The sequence below is a fragment of the Cronobacter turicensis genome (assembly GCF_041222865.1).
GTDB lineage: Bacteria > Pseudomonadota > Gammaproteobacteria > Enterobacterales > Enterobacteriaceae > Cronobacter > Cronobacter turicensis.
Map to the genome: position 1 here is coordinate 1,982,262 of NZ_CP165997.1, position 21,762 is coordinate 2,004,023.

The 21,762-nt window shown below is 61.5% G+C and carries 18 protein-coding genes; 9 read left to right on the top strand and 9 right to left on the bottom strand.

The genetic code is table 11. The features are described 5' to 3' along the window. Position 1: 1 nt before the first annotated feature. Positions 2-3,523, bottom strand: a complete 3,522-nt coding sequence (nifJ, locus tag AB8W27_RS09535) for a pyruvate:ferredoxin (flavodoxin) oxidoreductase (protein ID WP_015741389.1) — start codon at positions 3,521-3,523, stop codon at positions 2-4. A gap of 278 nt (positions 3,524-3,801) precedes the next feature. On the opposite strand from nifJ, the gene AB8W27_RS09540 reads away from it, so the two are divergent. Then, entirely contained in the window at positions 3,802-4,068 is a 267-nt protein-coding gene (locus AB8W27_RS09540) for a DUF333 domain-containing protein (RefSeq protein ID WP_032804641.1), read from the top strand. Here AB8W27_RS09540 and hslJ read toward each other — a convergent pair whose 3' ends face one another. Together hslJ and AB8W27_RS09550 are read right to left on the bottom strand one after the other, a co-directional pair. Next, a complete protein-coding gene (hslJ, locus tag AB8W27_RS09545; protein WP_015741388.1) occupies positions 4,069-4,491 on the bottom strand; it encodes a heat shock protein HslJ in 423 nt (140 codons plus the stop codon). 53 nt (positions 4,492-4,544) lie between these two features. Continuing rightward, positions 4,545-5,534 carry a 2-hydroxyacid dehydrogenase gene (locus AB8W27_RS09550; protein ID WP_041923599.1) on the bottom strand — a complete coding sequence of 330 codons (990 nt, stop codon included), beginning with the start codon at positions 5,532-5,534 and terminating at the stop codon, positions 4,545-4,547. 211 nt (positions 5,535-5,745) lie between these two features. On the opposite strand from AB8W27_RS09550, the gene AB8W27_RS09555 reads away from it, so the two are divergent. The 4 genes from AB8W27_RS09555 to AB8W27_RS09570 all read left to right on the top strand — a co-directional run bounded on the left by AB8W27_RS09555 (position 5,746) and on the right by AB8W27_RS09570 (position 9,315). After that, entirely contained in the window at positions 5,746-8,388 is a 2,643-nt protein-coding gene (locus AB8W27_RS09555; RefSeq protein ID WP_041923598.1) for a YdbH family protein, read from the top strand. Continuing rightward, a complete protein-coding gene (locus AB8W27_RS09560) occupies positions 8,385-8,576 on the top strand; it encodes a YnbE family lipoprotein (protein ID WP_015741385.1) in 192 nt (63 codons plus the stop codon). The genes AB8W27_RS09555 and AB8W27_RS09560 overlap by 4 nt, the downstream gene beginning before the upstream one ends. A 12-nt stretch (positions 8,577-8,588) precedes the next feature. Continuing rightward, on the top strand, positions 8,589-8,909 hold the full coding sequence (locus AB8W27_RS09565) for a YdbL family protein (protein WP_015741384.1): 321 nt from the start codon (positions 8,589-8,591) through the stop codon (positions 8,907-8,909). A 79-nt stretch (positions 8,910-8,988) separates the two neighbouring features. After that, complete coding sequence (locus tag AB8W27_RS09570; RefSeq protein ID WP_015741383.1) at positions 8,989-9,315, top strand: hypothetical protein; 327 nt, start codon at positions 8,989-8,991, stop codon at positions 9,313-9,315. Between the two features lie 60 nt (positions 9,316-9,375). Here the strand turns inward: AB8W27_RS09570 and azoR are convergent, their stop codons facing one another. Next, on the bottom strand, positions 9,376-9,981 hold the full coding sequence (gene azoR / locus AB8W27_RS09575) for an FMN-dependent NADH-azoreductase (RefSeq protein ID WP_015741382.1): 606 nt from the start codon (positions 9,979-9,981) through the stop codon (positions 9,376-9,378). 205 nt (positions 9,982-10,186) lie between these two features. On the opposite strand from azoR, the gene hrpA reads away from it, so the two are divergent. Continuing rightward, a complete protein-coding gene (gene hrpA, locus AB8W27_RS09580) occupies positions 10,187-14,092 on the top strand; it encodes an ATP-dependent RNA helicase HrpA (protein ID WP_015741381.1) in 3,906 nt (1,301 codons plus the stop codon). Positions 14,093-14,241: 149 nt separating this feature from the next. Here the strand turns inward: hrpA and AB8W27_RS09585 are convergent, their stop codons facing one another. Genes AB8W27_RS09585 through AB8W27_RS09605 form a run of 5 tightly spaced genes read right to left on the bottom strand, consistent with a single transcriptional unit; the run spans position 14,242 to position 19,571 of the window. Beyond that, positions 14,242-14,898 (bottom strand): O-methyltransferase, encoded by a 657-nt coding sequence (locus AB8W27_RS09585; protein ID WP_015741380.1) that lies wholly within the window; start codon positions 14,896-14,898, stop codon positions 14,242-14,244. Positions 14,899-14,954: 56 nt separating this feature from the next. Then, positions 14,955-16,364: an efflux transporter outer membrane subunit gene (locus AB8W27_RS09590; protein WP_041923597.1), complete on the bottom strand. Its 1,410-nt coding sequence runs from the start codon at positions 16,362-16,364 to the stop codon at positions 14,955-14,957. Next, entirely contained in the window at positions 16,364-17,446 is a 1,083-nt protein-coding gene (locus AB8W27_RS09595) for an HlyD family secretion protein (RefSeq protein WP_015741378.1), read from the bottom strand. Before AB8W27_RS09595 ends, AB8W27_RS09590 begins: the two co-directional genes overlap by 1 nt. Positions 17,447-17,484: 38 nt before the next feature. Continuing rightward, entirely contained in the window at positions 17,485-19,140 is a 1,656-nt protein-coding gene (locus tag AB8W27_RS09600) for an MFS transporter (protein ID WP_041923596.1), read from the bottom strand. Beyond that, positions 19,140-19,571 carry a MarR family winged helix-turn-helix transcriptional regulator gene (locus AB8W27_RS09605; protein ID WP_015741376.1) on the bottom strand — a complete coding sequence of 144 codons (432 nt, stop codon included), beginning with the start codon at positions 19,569-19,571 and terminating at the stop codon, positions 19,140-19,142. Before AB8W27_RS09605 ends, AB8W27_RS09600 begins: the two co-directional genes overlap by 1 nt. A 189-nt stretch (positions 19,572-19,760) precedes the next feature. Here AB8W27_RS09605 and AB8W27_RS09610 point away from each other — a divergent pair, with 189 nt between their 5' ends. From AB8W27_RS09610 to AB8W27_RS09620, 3 genes are all read left to right on the top strand, one after another. Further along, a complete protein-coding gene (locus tag AB8W27_RS09610; RefSeq protein WP_015741375.1) occupies positions 19,761-20,249 on the top strand; it encodes a GNAT family N-acetyltransferase in 489 nt (162 codons plus the stop codon). After that, positions 20,233-20,640 (top strand): FosA family fosfomycin resistance glutathione transferase, encoded by a 408-nt coding sequence (gene fos, locus AB8W27_RS09615; RefSeq protein WP_015741374.1) that lies wholly within the window; start codon positions 20,233-20,235, stop codon positions 20,638-20,640. The genes AB8W27_RS09610 and fos overlap by 17 nt, the downstream gene beginning before the upstream one ends. Before the next feature lie 125 nt (positions 20,641-20,765). Then, on the top strand, positions 20,766-21,569 hold the full coding sequence (locus AB8W27_RS09620) for a YdcF family protein (protein WP_041924174.1): 804 nt from the start codon (positions 20,766-20,768) through the stop codon (positions 21,567-21,569). The last annotated feature ends 193 nt before the right edge of the window (positions 21,570-21,762 follow it).

Here is a 21,762-nt window from a genome sequence, read left to right on the forward strand (position 1 = left end):
ATTAGTCGCTGACTTTCTCGGCTTTGCCCGCGAGCTGCGCCAGGAAGTCGTAGCGTTTTTGCAAATCGGCGGCGGCGTCTTTCCAGAGCTGTTCGGCTACCTCCGGCTGCTGCGCGTTCAGACGGCGGAAGCGCTGCTCGGCGAGCAGGGTTTCCGCCAGCGCGTCTGACGGCGGGCGAGAATCGAGCGACAGCGGCAGCTTGCCTTCGTCGGCGCGACGCGGGTCGAAGCGATAGAGCGGCCAGAAGCCCGTCGCGGTGAGCTGGCGCATCTGATCGTGGCTCAGCGCCAGATCGTAGCCATGCTCCTCGCAGGGGCTGTAGGCAATAATCAGCGACGGGCCGGGGTAAGCTTCCGCCTCCTGAATCGCTTTCACCGTCTGGTTAAGCTGCGCGCCAAGCGAAATCTGCGCCACATACACATGACCGTACATCATCATGCTCACGCCCAGATCTTTGCGTGCCTTGCGTTTGCCGTGCTCGCCGAATTTCGTCACCGCGCCGAGCGGCGTGGCTTTCGACGCCTGTCCGCCGGTGTTGGAATAACACTGCGTATCAAGCACCAGAATATTGACGTTCTCAGTGAGGCTCAGCACATGGTCGAGGCCGCCAAAACCGATGTCATACGCCCAGCCGTCGCCGCCAATCAGCCAGATAGATTTCTCCACCAGCGCGTCGGCATCGGCGAGCAACTGTTGCGCGCCTTCCACGCCCTGTAACTGCTGGCGCAGGTCTGCGACCTGTTCGCGACGCGCCTGCGGCGTGGCGTCGTTTTGCAGCGCATCAAACAGCGCGGGTGAGAGCATATCGGCAAATTGCGCCAGCAGACGCCGCACGCGGGCCTTGTGCTGATCGACCGTTAAGCGGAAACCAAGACCGAACTCCGCGTTATCCTCAAACAGCGAGTTTGCCCACGCCGGGCCGCGGCCATTGGCATCGGTGGTATACGGCGTCGAGGGCAGGTTGCCGCCATAAATCGAGGAGCAGCCGGTGGCGTTGGCAATCAACATACGGTCGCCGTAAAGCTGGGTCAGCAGCTTGATATAGGGCGTTTCACCGCAGCCGGAGCATGCGCCGGAGTATTCAAACAGCGGCGTGATGAGCTGCGAGGTGCGAATGTCGATACGTTCCAGCGTGCTGCGATCGATCTCCGGCAGGCTCAGGAAGAAATCGTAGTTGCGCTTCTCTTCCTCCACATGCTCCAGGCGCGACATCATATTAATCGCCTTGATTTCCGGGTTCTGCCGGTCTTTCGCCGGGCAGACCTCGACGCACAGGTTGCAGCCGGTGCAGTCTTCCGGGGCCACCTGGAGCACATATTTCTGGCCGCGCATATCGCGGGATTTCACATCCAGCGCGGCGAGGGAGCCGGGCGCGTCGGCGAGCGCTTCCGGTGCCACCACTTTGGCGCGGATAGCCGAGTGCGGGCAGGCGGCGACGCAGTGGTTACACTGGGTGCAAAGCTCTTCTTTCCAGATGGGGATCGCCTCGGCGATGTTGCGTTTCTCCCACTGGGTCGTGCCGAGCGGCCAGGTGCCGTCCGGCGGCAGCGCGGAGACCGGCAGCGCATCGCCAAGGCCCGCCAGCATGGCGGCGGTGACGGTTTTCACAAAATCGGGCGCGGCGTCGGAGACCACCGGCGGGCGCATATGGCTGCTTTCATCGACGGGCTGGCGCGCCACTTCGAAGAGAGATTCGCGGGCCAGCGCCAGCGCCTGCCAGTTACGCTCCACCAGCTCCTGGCCTTTGCTGCTGTAGCTTTTGGCGATGGCGCCCTGGAGCGCCTGCAGGGCGCTGTCGCCCGGCAGGATCTGCGTCAGATGGAAAAACGCCATCTGCATGACGGTGTTGATGCGCGCGCCGAGCTGGCATTCGCGGGCGATTTTCGCGGCGTTCACCACAAAGACGCGCGCGTTTTTGTTATTCAGCGCCGCCTGAACTTCCTGCGGCAACTGGTGCCAGACCTCATCCGGCGCGTAAGGCGTGTTAATCAGGAAAATGCCGCCAGGCTTCAGGCGTTCGGCCATCGGGTATTTATCGATAAACTGCAACTGATGACAGCCGACGAAATCCGCCTGGCTGACCAGATACGCGGAGTTTATCGGCCGCTCGCTGACGCGCAGGTGGGAAACGGTCAGGCCGCCCGCCTTTTTGGAGTCGTAAACGAAATAGCCCTGGGCGTACCACGGCGTCGCGTTACCAATAATTTTAATGTTGTTCTTGGTGGCCGAGACGCTGCCGTCGCTGCCCAGCCCGTAAAACAGCGCTTCCAGGCGCGCATGAGAAGGCAGCGTATTTTCCGGCAGCGGCAGGGAGAGATGCGTCACGTCATCGTAAATACCGACGGTAAAGCGCGGTTTCGGCGCGGCAGCGCTCAGTTCATTAAAGACCGCCAGCACGCAGTCCGGGCCGAACTCTTTGGAGGAGAGCCCGTAGCGCCCGCCGATGACGCGCGGCAGGCTGTCGCGCTCGCCGCGGTTAAAGGCTTCCGCCAGCGCGGTCATCACATCCAGATAAAGCGGCTCCGCGTGCGCGCCAGGCTCTTTGGTGCGATCGAGCACGGCGATGCGTTGCGCGCTGTGCGGCAGCGCCGCCAGCAGGTGATGCGCGCTGAACGGGCGGAACAGACGCACTTTCAGCACGCCCACTTTCTCGCCGCGCGTGAGCAGTTCATCCACCACTTCTTCGCAGGTGCCGCTGGCGGAGCCCATCAGGAGAATCACCCGTTCGGCCTCCGGATGGCCGTAATACTCAAACGGCCTGTACTGGCGGCCCGTGGCGGCGGCGAAATCGTTCATCGCCTGTTCGACATGGTCATAGACCGCGTTATACCAGGGATTGGTTGCCTCGCGGGACTGGAAATACGTATCCGGGTTGGCGGAGGTGCCGCGGATAACCGGGTGTTCCGGGTTGAGCGCGCGGGCGCGGTGGGCATCAATCTCCGCCTGGGGCAACAGGGCGCGGATCGTGTCATCGGCGAGCGGCGCGATTTTATTGATTTCGTGGGAGGTGCGAAACCCGTCGAAAAAATGAATAAACGGCACACGGCTTTTCAGCGTGGCGATATGGGAAATCAGCGCGAAATCCTGCGCCTCCTGCACGCTTGCGGCGCACAGCATCGCGCAGCCGGTCTGGCGCACGGCCATGACGTCTGAATGATCGCCGAAAATCGACAGCGCGTGGGTGGCGACGGTACGCGCCGCTACGTGCAGCACAAAGGGCGTTAACTGACCGGCGAGCTTATAGAGCGTCGGGATCATTAACAGCAGGCCCTGGGAAGAGGTAAACGAGGTGGAGAGGGCGCCCGTCTGGAGCGCGCCGTGGACGGTGGCGATAGCGCCCGCCTCGGACTGCATCTCTACCACGCGCGGGACGTCGCCCCAGACGTTTTTCATCCCGTTGCCGGCCCAGGCATCGGCCTGCTCCGCCATCGTGGAGCTCGGCGTGATGGGATAAATGGCGATAACTTCACTGGTGCGAAACGCGACTGAAGCGACTGCGCCGTTGCCGTCGGTAGTAATCATAAAAGATCCTTACATTGCGCAACATTGTCAGGTCTGCGCGGGGGCGACAGACCCTGTAGTAATAAGGGAATTCTAGCAAACCCCCGGAAACGGGATTTTCGTTTTTGTGTACTGACTATTCGCCAGGTGAATCATTTCATGCGCAGGATCAAGAGAAGAAGGCCGAAAAGCGCAAAAAATTGTGTCTTCGTCCAAAAAAGCAGCAGTGGGAATCTCGACGCGCCGCGTCGGGCGGCCTATGATGCTCAGGTTTTGCTTGTCAACGAAAGGGGAGAAACATGCGAGCAGCGTTTTGGGTAGGATGTGCCGCGTTATTATTATCGGCATGCAGCAGCGAACCCGTTCAGCAGGCCACCGCGGCCCATGTGCCGCCGGGAATGCGGGCTGCGATGTCGAGCGCAGGGCAGGCGAACTGCGCGATGGTCGGGGGCTCGCTGTCGGTCGCGCGCCAGCTTGACGGCACGTCTACCGGCATGTGCGCGCTGCCCAACGGCAAACGCTGCAGCGAAGCGGCGCTCGCCTCTGGCGCCTGCGCCGCGTACTGATTACGACATCAGATCCGCCAGTTTATAGACCAGACTGTACTGGCGGTATTTCAGGGTGAGTTGCTGTTTCTCCACGCTCACCGTCGCTCCCTGACTTAACATCTCATTTATCAGCTTATCCAGTTCATTAAGCTGCGGCTCGGCGCATAACATGCGCGTTGACGCCAGCCCCTGCACCTTCAGCGTATCGCCATGCAGCTCTCCCTGACCCATAAAGCGGTTACACATGCTGCCGGAGACATGCATTTGCTCGCCAAAACTCAGCTCAGGCACACGGCGCGTGGCGTCGAGCGGCGCGCCGTTCACGGTTTGCAGCACGTAGCGGTGATGTTGCAGCATGTCAGGCGTGACGTGCGAAGAGGTGGCGCTCTGGCAGCCCGCGAGGGTCATTCCCGCCAGTAACGTGAAAAGGATGTTTTTCATGGGCGTCTCCCCGAGGTAAAAAACGCGACGCGCCAGACGGCGCGTCGGCGGTGTTACACCAGCTCGTTAGGGCAAGGCTGGCCTTGTTCCAGCTGGCGCAGATTGCCAAGCGTGGTTTCAGAAATGCTGATAAGCGCCTCTTCCGTCAGGAACGCCTGATGGCCGGTGAACAACACGTTGTGGCAGGCGGAGAGACGGCGGAACACATCATCCTGAATCACGTCGTTGGATTTATCTTCAAAGAACAGATCGCGCTCGTTTTCATACACGTCCATGCCCAGCGCGCCGATTTTCTGGCATTTAAGCGCTTCGATCGCCGCCTGAGAATCGATCAGGGCGCCGCGACTGGTATTGATGATCATCACGCCATCTTTCATCTGCTCAAACGCGCTCTGGTTAAGCAGGTGATAGTTTTCCGGGGTCAGCGGGCAGTGAAGGCTAATCACATCGGATTGCGCCAGCAGGGTCGGCAGGTCGACATATTCGACGCCAATCTCCAGCGCGGCGGCGCTCGGGTACGGATCGAACGCCAGCAGGCGCATGCCAAAACCTTTCAGGATGCGCAGCGCCGCGACGCCGATTTTACCGGTGCCGATAACGCCTGCGGTCTTGCCGTACATCGTAAAACCGGTCAGCCCCTCAAGGTTAAAGTTGGCGTCGCGGGTGCGTTGATACGCGCGGTGAATACGGCGGTTGAGACACATCATCATGCCTACCGCATGTTCAGCGACGGCTTCGGGAGAGTATGCCGGCACGCGCACCACTTTCAGCCCCAGCTCTTTCGCCGCGTCGAGATCGACGTTGTTAAAGCCCGCGCAGCGCAGCGCGATAAACTTCACGCCATGCTTTTTCAGCTCTTCCAGTACCGGGCGGCTGCCGTCGTCATTCACAAAAATACAGACACCGTCACAGTTCAACGCGGTTTTCGCCGTGCGCTCGGTTAACAGGAAGTCATAAAATTCAAGATCGAAGCCATAATCCTGGTTAACATGCTGCAAATACTTTTTGTCGTACTGCTTTGTGCTATAAACCGCCAGTTTCATAAGACTTTCTCCAGTGATTTGCTGTGATCACGTTAGCATAATTAAAAATATCGTACAAAGTTTAAAAAATAATTGTCGAACAGCTGCTTACCTCTAATTCTAGGTCAACTATGCTTTCAGAGCCGCCCTGGCTTCACCTCGCCCGGCAAAGCTGTCAGAATAACGGCTTTCTTCGGCATAAATTCTCGCTGAATCAGGATATTAACGGCCCATGAAGGGTAAATACAGAGCCGTCATCGCTTTATTACTTCTGGTTGTGCTGCTTCCTCTGACGCTGCTCTTAACCGCAGGCTACTGGTTGCCGACGCTCGCGGGCGTCTGGCTGCCGCAGGGTACGCGCATTGCGCTGGAGCAGCGCCCGCGCCTGACCCGCTCCACTATCGTGCTGCCGGATCTGCGTTATTTCGCAGGTAACTGTGAACTCGCTCACGCGCAAAACGTGGTGCTAAGCCACCCGACGCGCTGGCGGCTGCATCTCGACGCGCTCGCCCTTAACACCGGCTGCTTTAGCGCCATACCTGACGCTCCCGCGCCCGGCGCGGCGCGCACGCTCGCCCGGTGGCAGGCGATGCTGCCGGAAAGTGACGTCGATATTGCGCGCCTTACGCTCGCCGACCTGCCGGATTATGTCGGCGCATTGCGGTTGAGCCTGAGCCCACAGGCGCAGAGGGTCACGTTTACCGGCGATAAGCTGGAGGTCAAAGCGCGTCTCGAAGGGCAGGCGCTGAAGGTTGAACAGCTGCGTCTGGCGCTCTTTGACGGTCAGCCGCCGGTGTCGCTGCTCGGCGATTTCACGCTCGCGCTGATGCCGGACGGCATTCCGACCAAAGGCGAGGCGCAGGCGCGGTTTTCGCTGCCCCGGGCGCCGTATAACGCCCGCGCCGAGGTAACGTGGCGCGGCGGCGAAGGGCAACTGCTGGTCTTCGCGCAGGACGATCCCGATCCGCTGCTCGATCTCCCGTGGCAGGCCGGCCACGATTCATTCGCCTTCAGCGACGGGCGCTGGCGCTGGCCGTATCAGGGGTTTCCGCTGAGCGGACGCGCCGCGCTGCGTGTGGAGAACTGGCGCGGCGGGCTGGACGCGGCGCGCGTCAGCGGGCGAATCAATGTGGTGACGCAGGGGAACGCCGGGAAGGGCAACGCGGTGCTGACCTTCGGCCCCGGCACTCTGAGCCTGCGAGAAAGCGCGATGCCGCTGCGCATCACTGGCGAGGCCAAACAGGACGCGCTGGCGATTTACGCCGGTTTGCCCGCCATGCTGCGCGGCCCGCTGTTATCGCCGGAGCTGCGTTTCCTGCCGGGCGCGCTGCTGCGCTCGCGCGGACGTGTGATTGATGCGCTGAATATCGAAGAGATCCGCTGGCCGCTCGCGGGCGTCACGGTCACGGAAAAAGGCATCGACGGGCGGTTACAGGCTATCGCCCGCGCCAGCGAGCCCGGCCAGGGCGATATGCTGCTGCATCTCGATGGTCGCGCCGAAGATTTTCTGCCTGATGCTGGCCTGTGGCGCTGGCGCTACTGGGGCAACGGCACCTTTGAACCGATGCGATCGCGCTGGTCGATTGGCGGGCGCGGCGAGTGGCGCGACGACGTTATCACCCTCAGCGAGCTCAACACGCGTTTCGATCAATGGCAGTACGGCAGCATGACGGTCGAGCACCCGCAACTGGCGCTCAGCACGCCGGTGCGTTGGGCGCGGGCCGCCGCCGCCCAGGCGCTGGAGGGCGCGCTGAAGCTCGACGCCGGGACGACGCATTTTAGCCGCGGCGCCAGCCTGCCGCCCTCGACGCTCAACTTTAGCGTGCAGGGGCGCGACCCGAGCGCGTTTCAGTTTAAAGGCGACCTGCACGCGGGCGAGATCGGGCCGGTACGCGTCAATGGCCGCTGGGATGGCGAACGGCTGCGCGGTCAGGCCTGGTGGTCGCCGCAGCCGCTGGCCGTATTCCAGCCGCTGCTGCCGCCAGACTGGAAGCTGCTGCTGCGCGACGGCGGCTTTTACGCCCAGGTAGCGTTCTCCGCCGCCGCAGGCCAGGGCTTCGAGGCGGGCGGCCACGGCGTGGTGAAACAGGGCAGCGCCTGGACCAAAGACAACCAGTTCAACGGCGTTGACGTCGTGCTGCCGTTCCGCTTTCGCGATTCGACCTGGCAGTTTGGCGCGCGCGGGCCGGTGCGCCTGAATATCGCGGAGATCCAAAGCCAGGTGCCGGCGCGGGATATCACGGCGTCGCTCCAGGGCAGTTACCCGTGGAGCGAGGCGAGCCCGCTGGTGCTAAGCGACGTCAGCGCATCGCTGCTCGGCGGCAAAATCCGGATGCAGCAGTTACGCCTGCCGCAGCACACGGCCGGGCTGTTGCGGCTGGAAAATATCTCGTCGAGCGAACTCATCACCGCCACCAACGTCAAACAGGTGGCGCTCTCCGGGGCCATTAACGGGGCGCTGCCGCTGTGGCTCGATAACCCGCAGTGGATTGTGCATGACGGCTGGCTCACCAGCCCCGGCCCGCTGACGCTGCGCATGGATAAAGAGATGGCGGACGCGATGGCGCGTGATAACGCGGCGGCCGCGGCGGCGGTCAACTGGCTGCGCTATATGGAAATCTCCCGCTCCTGGACGCGGCTTGATGTTGATAATCTCGGCGTGCTGCGCATGCGCTCGGAATTCCGTGGCGAAAGCCACGTGGACGGCAAAACCAGCGGCGTGCGGCTTAACTATCAGCATCAGGAAAATCTTTTCACGCTGTGGCGCAGTTTACGTTTCGGCGACAATTTACAGTCCTGGCTTGAACAACACGCGACGCTCCCCGCCGCGCGCTGCAAGGCAACGTCAGGGAAGACCTGCGAGGAACAACCATGAAAATCGTAATCACGCTGATGGCGGGCCTCATCCCGCTGGCGCTGGGCGGCTGTACGCCGCGCATTGAGGTGGCGGCGCCGAAAGAGCCGATTACCATTAATATGAACGTCAAAATTGAACACGATATCCATATTAAAGTGGATAAAGACGTCGAAGCGTTGCTGCAAAGCCGCAGCGATCTCTTCTGAGGGGGCGAGCCAATGAGAAGCCTGCTGGTCGTGATGCTGACGCTGTTGCTGGCAAGCCCCGTCAGTTATGCGTTGACGCTGGAAGAGGCCCGCGCGCAGGGGCGGGTGGGCGAAACGCTCAGCGGTTATCTCGCGCCCGTGGCGCAGGATGCGGAAACGGCGACGCTGGTGGCGCGCATTAACCAGGCGCGCGCCGCAAGCTACCGCGAGGTGGCGCAACAGAACGGATTGCCGGTCGATGCCGTGGCTAAAATGGCGGGGCAGAAGCTGGTGGCGCGCAGCAAACCCGGCGAGTACGTGCGCGGCATCAATGGCCGGTGGATGAAAAAATAACGGCGCTACTCCCCACGGGTAACAGACGAGGCTGCGCGCCTGTGTCAGGCTCGGGAGACGTTTTTACAGGAGAAACCTTATGGCAACCGAATATACTCTGCCGCTGGACGGCGACCAGGCGTCGTCGTTATCCGCTATCGCGCAGGTGCTGCGCGCCAACGCCGGGCTGTTTAAATCGCTGGTGATGTCCGAGCACCCGGACGATATCCGCTACGCGTATCAGCCGGAGTCGTTTGAGGTCACCGATATCACCGACAGCACGTTTACGTTCCGCTGTCTGGTGCACTATTTCGAGCCCTGCGGCGATCGCGATATGCATGATCCGCGTACCTACACCATTCCCTACCAGGTGCGCGACAACACGCTGGTGTTCGCGCTCGATGAAACGCCGTGGGTCGTGGCGTAACGCCGCTTTCGCCCATAAAAAAACCGTCCCGGAGGGCGGTTTTTTCGTCTGGCCGTCTGATTATGCAGAGACCAGCGCGTCGATAGCGGCTTTGGCGTCGCTCTGCGCTTTGGTCGCCATTTCCGGGCCGTAGGCCACGCCTTCGGCAAACACGACGTTTACGTCGGTGATGCCGATAAAGCCCAGGAACAGGGAGAGGTACGGCGTTACCAGATCGGTCGGGGTATCCTTATGGATGCCGCCACGGGTGGTCAGCACGATAGCGCGTTTGCCGGTCACCAGACCTTCCGGGCCTTTCTCGGTGTAACGGAACGTCACGCCAGCGCGGGCCACCAGGTCAAAGTAGTTCTTCAGCTGGGTCGGGATGTTGAAATTGTACATCGGCGCCGCAATAACAATCACATCGTGCGCCTGCAGCTCAGCAATCAGTTCATCAGAGAGCGACAGCGCGTCCTGCTGACGCGGGGTCAGCGGCGCGTCTGACGGACGCAGCGCGCCGACCAGTTCGCCATCCAGTACCGGCACCGGGTTTGCCGCCAGGTCGCGCACGGTGATTTCATCCGCGCTGTGCTTTTCACGCCACTGATCCACGAAGTAGTCGGAAAGCTGGTTGGACTGGGAGTAACCTGCCAGAATACTGGACTTCAGAACGAGTACTTTGCTCATGGGATGTTCCTTTTGATTTGGTTGTCAGGGCGGTTGCCCCCGTTGCTTGACGACAACTCTATTCACAAACCGATTACAGTGATAGCGCAATATATCGAAGTCTATGTTCTAAATTTTTGAACAAGGCGCGTCAGGAAGCGGTGTGGTACTCTACCCTTAACGAAACCTTTAGCTACAACGGGCCGCGCACAGGCCGCATAACACCATGATGGAAAAACAAAACATTACCCTCTCCGCCCTGATGGCACGTCTCGACTCGCTGATGCTGCGCGATAAAAGCCGCTTCGCTCGTCGCCTGCACGGGGCCAAAAAGATTAAAAATACTGAATCTCAGCAGGCGCTTTTCGAACAGCTCTCTCAGGAGATGAGCGAGGCGGCAGGGAGAGTCCTGCTGCGCGAAGCGGCGCGCCCGGCCATTACTTACCCGGAAAACCTGCCGGTCAGCCAGAAGAAGCAGGATATTCTTAACGCCGTGCGCGACCACCAGGTGGTGATCGTGGCGGGGGAGACCGGTTCCGGGAAAACCACCCAGTTGCCGAAAATCTGCATGGAGCTGGGGCGCGGGGTGAAAGGGCTTATCGGCCACACCCAGCCGCGGCGTCTCGCGGCGCGTACCGTCGCTAACCGCATCGCCGAAGAACTGCACACCGAGCCGGGCGGCTGCGTGGGCTATAAAGTGCGCTTCAGCGATCACGTCAGCGACAACACCATGGTCAAGCTGATGACCGACGGTATTCTGCTGGCGGAGATCCAGCAGGACCGTCTGCTGATGCAGTACGACACTATCATTATCGATGAGGCGCACGAGCGCAGCCTGAACATCGATTTTCTGCTGGGCTACCTGCGCGAACTGCTGCCAAAGCGCCCGGATCTGAAAATCATTATTACGTCGGCGACCATCGATCCTGAACGCTTCTCGCGCCACTTCAACAACGCGCCGATTATCGAAGTTTCCGGCCGTACTTATCCGGTTGAGGTGCGCTATCGCCCGATCGTCGAAGAGGCGGACGATACCGAGCGCGACCAGCTGCAGGCGATTTTCGACGCCGTGGAAGAGCTGGGCCGCGAAGGGCCGGGCGATATCCTGATTTTTATGAGCGGCGAGCGCGAAATCCGCGACACCGCCGACGGCCTGATGAAGCTCAACCTGCCGCATACCGAGGTGCTGCCGCTCTATGCGCGCCTCTCCAACAGCGAGCAGAACCGCGTCTTCCAGTCGCATTCAGGGCGACGCATTGTGCTGGCGACCAACGTGGCGGAAACCTCGCTGACGGTGCCGGGTATTAAATATGTGATAGACCCCGGTACGGCGCGCATCAGCCGTTACAGCTACCGCACCAAAGTGCAGCGGCTGCCTATCGAGCCGGTGTCTCAGGCCTCCGCCAACCAGCGTAAAGGCCGCTGCGGGCGCGTCTCGGAAGGCATCTGTATTCGTCTCTATTCGGAAGATGATTTCCTCTCGCGTCCGGAATTTACCGACCCGGAAATCCTGCGCACCAACCTGGCGTCCGTTATTCTGCAAATGACGGCGCTGGGCCTTGGCGATATCGCGGCGTTCCCGTTTGTCGAAGCGCCGGATAAGCGCAACATTCAGGACGGCGTGCGCCTGCTGGAGGAGCTGGGGGCGATTACGACTGACGCGCAGGCGTCGGTGTATAAACTGACGCCGCTGGGCCGTCAGCTGTCGCAACTGCCGGTGGACCCGCGTCTCGCGCGCATGGTGCTGGAGGCGCAAAAGCATGGCTGCGTGCGCGAGGCGATGATCATCACCTCGGCGTTGTCGATTCAGGATCCGCGCGAGCGTCCGCTCGATAAACAGCAGGCGTCGGATGAAAAACACCGCCGCTTCCACGATAAAGAGTCCGATTTCCTGGGCTTCGTGAACTTGTGGAACTACCTCGGCGAGCAGCAAAAGGCGCTCTCGTCCAATCAGTTCCGCCGCCTGTGCCGTACTGATTACCTTAATTACCTGCGGGTGCGCGAATGGCAGGATATCTACACCCAGCTGCGCCAGGTGGTGAAAGAGCTGGGCATTCCGGTAAACAGCGAACCGGCGGGCTACCGCGAGGTGCACACGGCGCTGCTGACCGGCCTGCTGTCGCATATCGGCATGAAAGACGCTGATAAACAGGAGTACACCGGCGCGCGCAACGCGCGGTTCTCCATTTTTCCGGGCTCGGGGCTGTTTAAAAAGCCGCCGAAGTGGGCAATGGTGGCGGAGCTGGTGGAGACCAGCCGGCTGTGGGGCCGCATCGCGGCGCGTATCGATCCGGAGTGGATCGAGCCGGTGGCGCAGCACCTGATTAAGCGCTCATACAGTGAGCCGCACTGGGAGCGGGCGCAGGGCGCCGTAATGGCGAGCGAGAAAGTGACGCTCTACGGCCTGCCCATCGTGGCCGCGCGCAGCGTCAACTACAGCCAGATCGATCCTGTGCTCTCCCGCGAGCTGTTTATCCGCCACGCGCTGGTGGAAGGCGACTGGCAGACGCGTCACGCCTTTTTCCGCGAAAACCAGAAGCTGCGCGCCGAAGTGGAGGAGCTGGAGCATAAATCGCGTCGCCGCGACATTCTGGTGGACGACGACACGCTGTTTGAGTTTTACGATCAGCGCATCAGCGTTGAGGCGATTTCCGCCCGCCACTTCGACAGCTGGTGGAAGCAGGCGAGCCGCGAAACGCCGGATCTGCTCAATTTTGAAAAGAGCATGTTGATCAAAGAGGGCGCGGAGAAAGTCAGCAAGCTCGATTACCCGAACTTCTGGCATCAGGGCAACCTGAAGCTGCGCCTGTCCTACCAGTTTGAGCCGGGCGACGCCGCCGACGGCGTGACGGTACACATCCCGCTGCCGCTGTTAAACCAGGTCGAAGACGTAGGCTTTGAGTGGCAGGTGCCGGGAATGCGCCGCGAACTCATCATCGCGCTGATTAAATCGCTGCCGAAACCGGTGCGCCGCAATTTCGTTCCGGCCCCCAACTACGCCGAGGCGTTTTTAGGCCGCGTTACGCCGCTGGAGCTGCCGCTGCTGGACTCGCTGGAGCGCGAGTTGCGCCGTATGACCGGCGTGACGATTGACCGCGAGGCGTGGCAGGCCGAACAGGTGCCCGATCATCTTAAAATGACCTTCCGCGTGGTGGATGAGAAAGGCCGCAAGCTGCGCGAGGGCAAAGATCTCCACGCGCTGAAAGAGGGGCTCAAGGAGAAAGTGCAGGAGACGCTTTCCGCCGTGGCGGATGACGGCATTGAGCAGAGCGGGCTGCATATCTGGAGCTTCGGCACGCTGCCTGAGCGTTATGAGCAGAAGCGCGGCGGCTACCAGGTGAAAGCGTTCCCGGCGCTGGTGGATGAGAAAGAGAGCGTCGGCATCCGGCTGTTCGACAACCCGCAGGAGCAGCAGCACGCCATGTGGCGCGGCCTGCGCCGCCTGTTGCTGCTGAATATCCCCTCGCCGATTAAATATCTGCACGAGAAACTGCCGAACAAAGCGAAGCTGGGGCTCTATTTCAACCCGTACGGCAAGGTGCTGGATCTGATTGACGACTGCATCTCCTGCGGCGTCGATAAACTTATCGCCGAAAACGGCGGGCCGGTATGGAGCGAGACAGGCTTTGCGCAGCTTCACGATAACGTGCGCGCGCAGCTTAACGACACCGTGGTGGATATCGCAAAGCAGGTTGAGCAGATCCTGACGGCGGTCTTTAGTATCAACAAGCGTCTGAAAGGGCGTGTGGATATGACGATGGCGCTCGGCCTGTCTGATGTTAAAGCCCAGATGAGCGGGCTGGTGTATCGCGGGTTTGTCACCGGCAACGGTTATAAGCGCCTCGGCGACACGCTGCGTTATCTCAACGCCATTGAAAAACGGCTTGAGAAAATGGCCGTCGACCCGCACCGCGACCGCGCGCAGATGCTGAAGGTGGAAGCCGTACAGCAGGCGTGGCAGCAGTGGCTCAACAAGCTGCCGCCCGCGCGTCGCGACGACGACGATGTGCAGGAGATCCGCTGGATGATCGAGGAGCTGCGCGTGAGTTATTTCGCCCAGCAGCTCGGCACGCCATATCCGGTCTCCGATAAGCGCGTGTTGCAGGCGATGGAGCAGGTGGGCGGGGCGTAAATGTGAGGGCGGTGGGTGTTCGTGTGGCATGGGTAGGTGCGTAATGTGGCGACGGTGGGCGCGCTGCGCTTACCCACCCTACAACACCCACGCTCATCTGTGCGTAGGGCGGGTAAGCGAAGCGCACCCGCCGTCTCACCAGACCGGACTTACTTCACCACCGCGAGCGTAAATCCGTCCCAGCCCTTGCTGCCGACGATTTGCAGCGCGGTGGCGCGCAGGCGCGGATGGTTGCCCAGCATCTCAATGAAGGTCCGCACGCCCTGGACGCGCAAATCGTCGCTCTGCGGGTCGGTTACGGCGCCGTCGCGCACCACGTTATCGCCGACAATCACCGTGCCGGTGCGCGAGAGCGTCAATGCCCATTCCAGGTACAGCGGGTTATTCGGTTTATCGGCATCAATAAAAATCAGATCGAAGGGCGGCTCGTCGGCGTACAGCGGCAGGTTTTCCGCCGCGGGCCCCACGCGCAGCTGCACTTTCGGCGTCACGCTCGCCAGCGCCAGGTTGGCGGCCGCCACAGCGGCGTGTTCCGCGTTCGCCTCAAGCGTCACCACTACGCCATCCTCCGGCAGCGCGCGCGCCAGCCACAGCGTGCTGTAACCGCCGAGCGTACCGATTTCCAGCACCCGTTTCGCGCCGGTCATCATCACTAAAAGCCCCAGAAACTGCCCCTGCAAAGGCGATACATCATGCGGCGGCAGACCCGCCAGACGGTTGTTCTCCAGCACCTGCGCCATCAGCGGATCGGCGGGAATTAGCGCCTGCGCGAGATACTCGTCCACTTCGCTCCATTCTTGCTGCATCGAACCGCTCTCCTGAAAGCGCGCCGCGCGGGCGCGTTATGCTACGGGTGGGCCACCTATGGAGCATAGCCGGGTTTCCCGCTTTGCGCTGCGCCGCCCGGCCACCCGCCGCCGAGCGACCGGTAGAGATCCACCTGCGCCAGCAGCAGATTATTTTTCACCTGCACCACATTAAGCTGCGCCGAAAAGAGCGTACGGCGGGCATCCAGCTCATCAAGATAAGAGGCGTACCCGTTCTGGTAACGGTTATGGGCGATACGCAGCGTCTCCTGCGCGGCCTGCGCCTGCGCCTGTAGCTCAACGAGCTGTTCGCCAAGGCGCTGCACCGCGTCAAGACTGTCGTTCACTTCCTTAAAAGCATTGCGCACCGTGCGCTCATAGCTGTACAACGCCTGATTCTTTTGTGACGTTGTCACGTCTACTTGCGCATTCAGCGCCTCGCGGTTGAGCAGCGGCGCCAGTACGCTGGCGCCTACGCTCCAGAGCCGCAGCGGATTGGCGAGCAGTTCCGGCAGGGTATTCTCCTGAAGCGATCCCGACGCGGTGAGGTTAATGCCCGGCAGCAGACGCGCGCGAGCCACTTGCAGCTGCGCGTCGCTCGCCACCAGCGTCTGTTCGGCCTGAACGATATCCGGGCGGCGGTTTAACAACGACGACGGCAACTGGGAGGGGATCGTAAGCGGGCTTAAGGCGTCAAACTCGCCGCCGCGCGCGACCGGGCCGGGGTTCTGGCCGATGAGAATGCTCAGCGCGTTTTCCTGCTGCGTGATCTGGTGCTGAATCTGCGGGATTTGCGCGCGCGTGGCGCGCACTTCGGATTCCGACTGCATCAGCTCCAGCCGTGAGCTGTAGCCGGTTTCATACTGGCGTTTCGCCAGCTTCAGCGCGTCTTCGCGCGCGGCAAGCGTTGATTGCGTTACCCGAAGCTGCTCATCCAGCGCCAGCAGCGTGATATAACCGCTGGCGACCTGCGACGCCACGGTGAGGTTCGCGGCGGCGGCCGCCGCTTTCTGCGCCTCCAGGCTCGCCCGTGCGGCATCGGCGGCGCTGGCGTACTGGCCCCAGATATCGACGTTATAACTGGCGTTCAGGCTGCCTTTATAGAGATCGCCATACACCGGCAGCCCCGTCGCGGCGGATTGCGAACGGCTGCGACCGGCGCTCAAACCAGCGTCGAGCGTCGGGAAGCGATCGCCGAGCGCCGCCTGTACCTGCGCCTGATATTGGTTAACGCGTTCGCGGGCCAGCAGCACGTCGCTGTTGTAACGCAGCGCCTGGTCCACATAGCGGTTAAGCGCGGAATCGTGAAAATTGCGCCACCAGAAACCTTCTGTAGGCGAGGACGGGCCGACGGCGGCGCGCCAGGCCGGCGGAATAACCAGCGTCGGGCGGGCCTGCTCCACGCTGCCTGAATGACAGCCCGCGAGCAGGAGCGCGGCGGCCAGCAGAGTCAGAGAGCGGCGCATTATTTCGCCTCGCTGCGGGTGTTGATCGTGACCTGTACCGACATGCCGGGGCGCAGGCGGGCGCGTTTTTCGGCGTCGCCCAGCACCTCGATACGTACCGGAATACGCTGGGCGATTTTCACAAAGTTGCCGGTCGCGTTATCGGGCGTAATGGCGCTGAACTCCACGCCTGTCGCCGGAGAGATGCTCTGCACGCGGCCTTCGAATTTCTCATCATTCAGCGCGTCCACCGTGAACGTGACCGGCTGGCCGGTTTTCACGTCAGCAAGCTGGGTTTCTTTCAGGTTGGCGATGATCCAGTTCTGCGGCGGCACCAGCGACGTCAGCCGCGCTCCGGCGGTCACGTAGCCGCCCTGGCGCACGGTAATTTGCCCAAGCTGACCGTCGCGTGGGGCGATGATACGGGTGTTTTGCAGGTCGATTTCGGCAAGCTCCAGCGCCGCGCGGGCATTTTCGACATCCGCTTCCAGCGACGCGCGGTTCACAATCACGCTTTGCAGGTTCTGACGCGATACCTCAAGCTGGGCGGCGGCCTGCTCAACGCTGGCGCTGCCCTGCGCGGCGCTGGCGATGGCGGCGTCGCGCTCGCGCACCGACAGCGAGCCGTCCTGGGCCAGTTCCTTCACACGGCGTAAGTCGGCCTGATTATGCAGGCTCTGGGCGCGGGCGCTGGCGAGCGCCGCTTTATTCTGGGCGATGGTCGCCTCGGCGCTGCGGCGCTGTTGCAGATTGTTAGCAAGCGCCGCCTCGCGCATCGCGAGCGTCGCCTGCGCCTGATGCACCCGCTGTTTGTAGATACGGTCATCGATGGTCATCAGCACGTCGCCCTGTTTTACATGCGCGAAATCCTGCACGTTGACGGCGGTGATATAGCCGTTCACCTGCGGGCTGATAAACGTCGTCATGCCGCGCACGTAGGCGTTATCCGTGGAAGCCGCGTGGCGGGTAAACGGCGGAAGCTGCCAGGCGTACATAATCACCAGCAGGCCGACCAGCCCGATGGCGCCGGCGGCGAAAAAGGACACCACGCGCAGGTTGTTTTTTTCCGGCGACGCGGGGGTGGGGGCGCCTTGTTGGCTCATCACTACTCCAGAATCATTTCAGTCAAAAAATCGTCAGGTTACTGGCCGCTCTGCATCGCCTGCTTCAGGGCACGGCGCGCGGCAAGCCGCAGGCGGATAAGCCGCCAGAAAATCCACAAGAGCGTCGAGGCGGCGATAGCCGCCGTCAGCAGACAGGTATCGTTATAGGCCAGAATATTGGCCTCGGTGGTCGCTACAGTTTGCAACTGCTGCACCGCCTGGGTGTTTAGCAGCGTCGGGTCGGTAAACAGGTTGCTCCAGAGCTGGCTATACTGCGCGAGCCGTTCATTCACCAGCGGGTTAAGCGAGGAGAGCTGGTCGGCGAGCAGGCTGGAGTGATATTTCTCCCGCCAGGTCTGAAAAGTGCCGAGCAGCGCCGAGCCGATTAGCCCGCCCAGGTTCTGGCTCATGCCGAACAGCACCGAGAAGCTCACCAGATTGCGTGGATCGGCGATAACGCCGCCGATGCCCGCCAGCATCGCCGGCGCCAGGAAAAAGGCGCTGCCGAAGCCGAGCAGGAACTGGCTTATCAGCATCTGGTCGGCGCGGGTCTGGCTGGTGGCCTGGCTGTCCATCAGCGAGGCGATAATCATCAGCGCCAGCGAGACCATGATCGGCCAGACGGTTTTTTGCGGGTTGATAGTGAGCGCGCTGGTGACGATGCCGCAAATCACGCCCGCCAGAATCGCCAGCGCCAGGTGCGTCATCTGCTCATTCTGTAAACCGATGTACTGCAACCAGCCGATAGCGCCCGTGTTCTGCTCCGCCAGGACAATGCGGATCAGCACCATAATCAGCCCGAGGCGCACGATACTGCCGCTGGAGAGCCAGCGGGTGTTCAGCAATGGGTTAGCGCGGTTATGTTCAAACGCGATAGCGGTGATGATGAGCACCAGCGAGGCGCCGAGCGCCCAGCCTATCCACGGCGCTTCAAACCACCAGTCGAGCCGCCCGAGCGACAGCGCGCCGCAGAGCAGCGCCATGCCGGGCGCCATCAGTAAGAACGTAATAAAATCTTTTTTCTCAAACACTTTACGGCGATCGCCCGGCGGTAATTTCAGCGCGATCACGCAGGCGAGTGAAATCAGCGCCAGCCCCAGCTCAAACAAATAGAGGCCGCGCCACTCCTCCAGTTGCAGCAGCTCGGTGGAGAAGAGGCGGGCGATGGGGATCGCCAGCTGCGAACCGGTAATACCGATGGTCAGCGCTTTCAGGCGATGTTTCGCGGGCCAGGCCTGGATCTGGTAATAGATGCCGAGCGAGCTGAGCGCCGCGCCCACCATGCCGTGCGCGGCGCGCACCATAATCGCGGTGTTGAGATCGTTAACGAACAGGTGGAAAAACGTCACCAGCACGTAGAGCACCAGGAACCCTTCGGTAAAGGCGCGCAGCCCGTATTGCTGGCGAAATTTCACCAGCAGCAGGTTGATGGAGACGTTGGTCATCACGTAGACCGCGGGCAGCCAGGCGATTTCCGTCGACCAGGCCGCGAACGTGCCCTGCAAATTTTGCAGGTTCGCCGTGACCATCGCGTTGCCGAGCGCGCCGGTCAGACACACCAGCAGCCCGACGATGCCATAGGCGATGCGCTTCCAGGGCGCATGGTGCGGCGTCGACGGCGAGCCGAGCAGCATCGGTTTTTCATGAGGCGCCCATTCGCGCGGCGCATAAGGGTCGTGTTTCACCGATCGCATTACTGTTTTTCAATTTCCTGCAACAAACGGTCCAGTACGCGACGCGTGACGGCCAGTTCTTCCGGGGGAATGGTGGAAAGGATAGTCTCCCTGAGGCTGTCCGCCTCGACTTTCACCTTTTCAAACAGCGCCTGGCCCTGGTCTGTGGCGACCAGCAGCCGCTTGCGACGATCGCCAGGCGGCGTGACGCGATCTATAAGATGCTGCTCCACCAGACGATTCAGCAACGGCACCAGCGTCGCGCTCTCCACACCCAGTTGCTGCGCCAGCTCGCCCTGTGACAGCGGCGTTGCATTGCGCGCGATGGCGGCGACGGCCACCCAGCTCGCCTGGCTCATGCCAAGCCCTTTCAGCCGCCGGTCCATCGCGAGCCGCCAGTGGTGGGCGGTCATCCACAGCAAATGTGAGAAAGTCAGGTCACGCGTATCCACAGCGGTTATCCATTCGTTAGTGCTCTAACTATTCTAGAGCGCGGCATTTTAATAATTCAAGTGAATGTAAATTAATCTTTAAAAAATATTGTGAATGTATTGCGGCGCGTTGTCTGAATTGCTACGGCGCGGGCCGCCGCTGCGCTATGCTGTTGAAGCGGGTTGATGCCGCATGAATGAGAGAGAAAGATGTCTGATTACCTGATTGAACCGAGCGATCCGACGCACCCTGACGCTATCGTTTTACTCGCGGCGCTCTCCGAGACGCTGGCCGCGCTCACCGGCAGCTCGGGCAGGCAGTCGTTTGATAATGACGATGTGCGCGTTAAGGGCGCGATTTTTTTGCTGGCGCGTAACGCCAGCGGCGCGGCCATCGGCTGCGTGGCCTGCCGTCCGCTTCAGCCTGGCGTCGCCGAAATCAAACGCCTGTTCGCGCTGCCGGATAACCCCGGCGCGGGGAGCCAGTTATTAAGCGCGGCGGAGCGCTTCGCGCGTGACTTCGGCTACCAGCAAGCGTGGCTGGAGACCCGTCGCACTAACCCGCGCGCGGTAGAATTTTACCTGCGCCGCGGTTATGAAATTATCGACAACTACGGACGCTATGTGGGGCAGGAGGATGCGGTCTGCTTCGCAAGAACGCTTCAGGACGAGGACGCAGCGCATGCTCAGCGGGCTTAATCACCTGACGCTCGCGGTGCGCGATGTGGCGCGAAGCCTTGCGTTTTACCAGTCGCTGCCGGGGCTGCGACTGCATGCGCGCTGGGACGGCGGGGCATATCTTTCGTGCGGCTCTCTGTGGCTGTGTCTGTCGCTGGATGAAAATGCCGGTTCGCCTGCCGCGGACTACACGCATTATGCGTTTACCGTAAGTGAGGCGGATTTCCCGCAGGTAGTGGAAACACTGACCGCCGCGGGCGTAACGCCCTGGAAAACCAACCGCAGCGAGGGCGACTCCTGGTATTTTCTCGACCCGGACGGGCATCAGCTTGAGCTGCACGTCGGCAGCCTCGCCACCCGGCTCGCCGCCTGCCGCGCCGCGCCCTATAAAGGAATGCGGTTTTATGATTAATCCTGGCAGCGTTTTTTTCGCGCTCGCCGGCGAGTGGGTGGCAGTTCTCAGATTAGGAGCTCTCCGGTAGGGGCGAGGCGCGCCAGTGGGTACGCTGAATGCTGGCTTTTACTATGGAGGTGACCATGAACATGATGCCTTTTCCTCTGCTTTCGGAAGGCACGCTGCAGCGTGTTAACCTCATCGGCGCGTGGCTCGCCCGTAACGATTTTGCCGCAGCGCCCGCCGCCGGGGACGCGCAGCTGATTGTGCTCGCGGGCAACGCGGTGCTACCGACCGTGGACGCCGCCGCGCATCTTGCTAAAGAGAGCGGACTGCCGCTGCTGGTTACCGGCGGGCTGGGTCACTCGACCACGTTCCTCTATGCCGCGGTGGCGCAGCATCCCCGCTACAACCATCTGCGCACCACGGGGCTTACCGAGGCGGGGATCCTGGCCCGCATCGCCCGCGATTTTCATGAAGTGCCCGACGAGCAGATTATCGTTGAGGAGAAATCCACCAACTGCGGCGAGAACGCCCGTTTCACCCGCGAGCTGCTGGAGCAACGTGGTGAATGGCCCGCGCGCGCCATCCTGATTCAGGACCCGACTATGCAGCGGCGCACCCACGCCACGTTTACCCGCGCCTGGCGCGACGCGCCGTCCCCGACCGAATGGCGGAGTTTCCCCGGCGTACAGCCGGTGCTGGAGAACGGCGCCAGGGCAGTGCAGTTCCGCGAGCCGTCCGAAGGGCTCTGGCCGGTTGAGCGGTATCTGTCGCTGGTGCTGGGCGAGATCCCGCGTCTGCGCAACGATGCTGGCGGCTACGGCCCGGCGGGCCGCGATTTCATTGATGAAGTGGTGATCCCGCCTGAGGTGCTGAACGCCTGGCAGGCGCTGCACGATGAACCACAGCTCACCAGCTTTTTACGTCACCGGTCGCTCGCCTGACGGCCCGGCTGCCCGTTTGCGCGGTTTGCAGCGCAAACGGGCAGCCGCGTGTTGAATAATTGTTACCTCCCGGCGGGATTCTTCGCCGTTTTTTCCGACCTGATTCACATTTTCAGCCAAAACGCTTCGCTGGCCTGCCCGTTATTCGTAGTTTTTTAACAATTCATTCACCTGTTAAAAACCATACGACAGC

Coding starts and splice junctions, on each gene's coding strand:
- AB8W27_RS09585 (WP_015741380.1), bottom strand. CDS start 14,898: ATGCAGCAAGAATGGAGCGAAGTGGACGAGTATCTCGCGCAGGCGCTA.
- AB8W27_RS09595 (WP_015741378.1), bottom strand. CDS start 17,446: ATGAGCCAACAAGGCGCCCCCACCCCCGCGTCGCCGGAAAAAAACAAC.
- AB8W27_RS09540 (WP_032804641.1), top strand. CDS start 3,802: ATGCGAGCAGCGTTTTGGGTAGGATGTGCCGCGTTATTATTATCGGCA.
- fos (WP_015741374.1), top strand. CDS start 20,233: ATGCTCAGCGGGCTTAATCACCTGACGCTCGCGGTGCGCGATGTGGCG.
- AB8W27_RS09590 (WP_041923597.1), bottom strand. CDS start 16,364: ATGCGCCGCTCTCTGACTCTGCTGGCCGCCGCGCTCCTGCTCGCGGGC.
- hslJ (WP_015741388.1), bottom strand. CDS start 4,491: ATGAAAAACATCCTTTTCACGTTACTGGCGGGAATGACCCTCGCGGGC.
- hrpA (WP_015741381.1), top strand. CDS start 10,187: ATGATGGAAAAACAAAACATTACCCTCTCCGCCCTGATGGCACGTCTC.
- AB8W27_RS09570 (WP_015741383.1), top strand. CDS start 8,989: ATGGCAACCGAATATACTCTGCCGCTGGACGGCGACCAGGCGTCGTCG.
- azoR (WP_015741382.1), bottom strand. CDS start 9,981: ATGAGCAAAGTACTCGTTCTGAAGTCCAGTATTCTGGCAGGTTACTCC.
- AB8W27_RS09610 (WP_015741375.1), top strand. CDS start 19,761: ATGTCTGATTACCTGATTGAACCGAGCGATCCGACGCACCCTGACGCT.
- AB8W27_RS09565 (WP_015741384.1), top strand. CDS start 8,589: ATGAGAAGCCTGCTGGTCGTGATGCTGACGCTGTTGCTGGCAAGCCCC.
- AB8W27_RS09620 (WP_041924174.1), top strand. CDS start 20,766: ATGAACATGATGCCTTTTCCTCTGCTTTCGGAAGGCACGCTGCAGCGT.
- AB8W27_RS09550 (WP_041923599.1), bottom strand. CDS start 5,534: ATGAAACTGGCGGTTTATAGCACAAAGCAGTACGACAAAAAGTATTTG.
- AB8W27_RS09555 (WP_041923598.1), top strand. CDS start 5,746: ATGAAGGGTAAATACAGAGCCGTCATCGCTTTATTACTTCTGGTTGTG.
- AB8W27_RS09600 (WP_041923596.1), bottom strand. CDS start 19,140: ATGCGATCGGTGAAACACGACCCTTATGCGCCGCGCGAATGGGCGCCT.
- AB8W27_RS09560 (WP_015741385.1), top strand. CDS start 8,385: ATGAAAATCGTAATCACGCTGATGGCGGGCCTCATCCCGCTGGCGCTG.
- nifJ (WP_015741389.1), bottom strand. CDS start 3,523: ATGATTACTACCGACGGCAACGGCGCAGTCGCTTCAGTCGCGTTTCGC.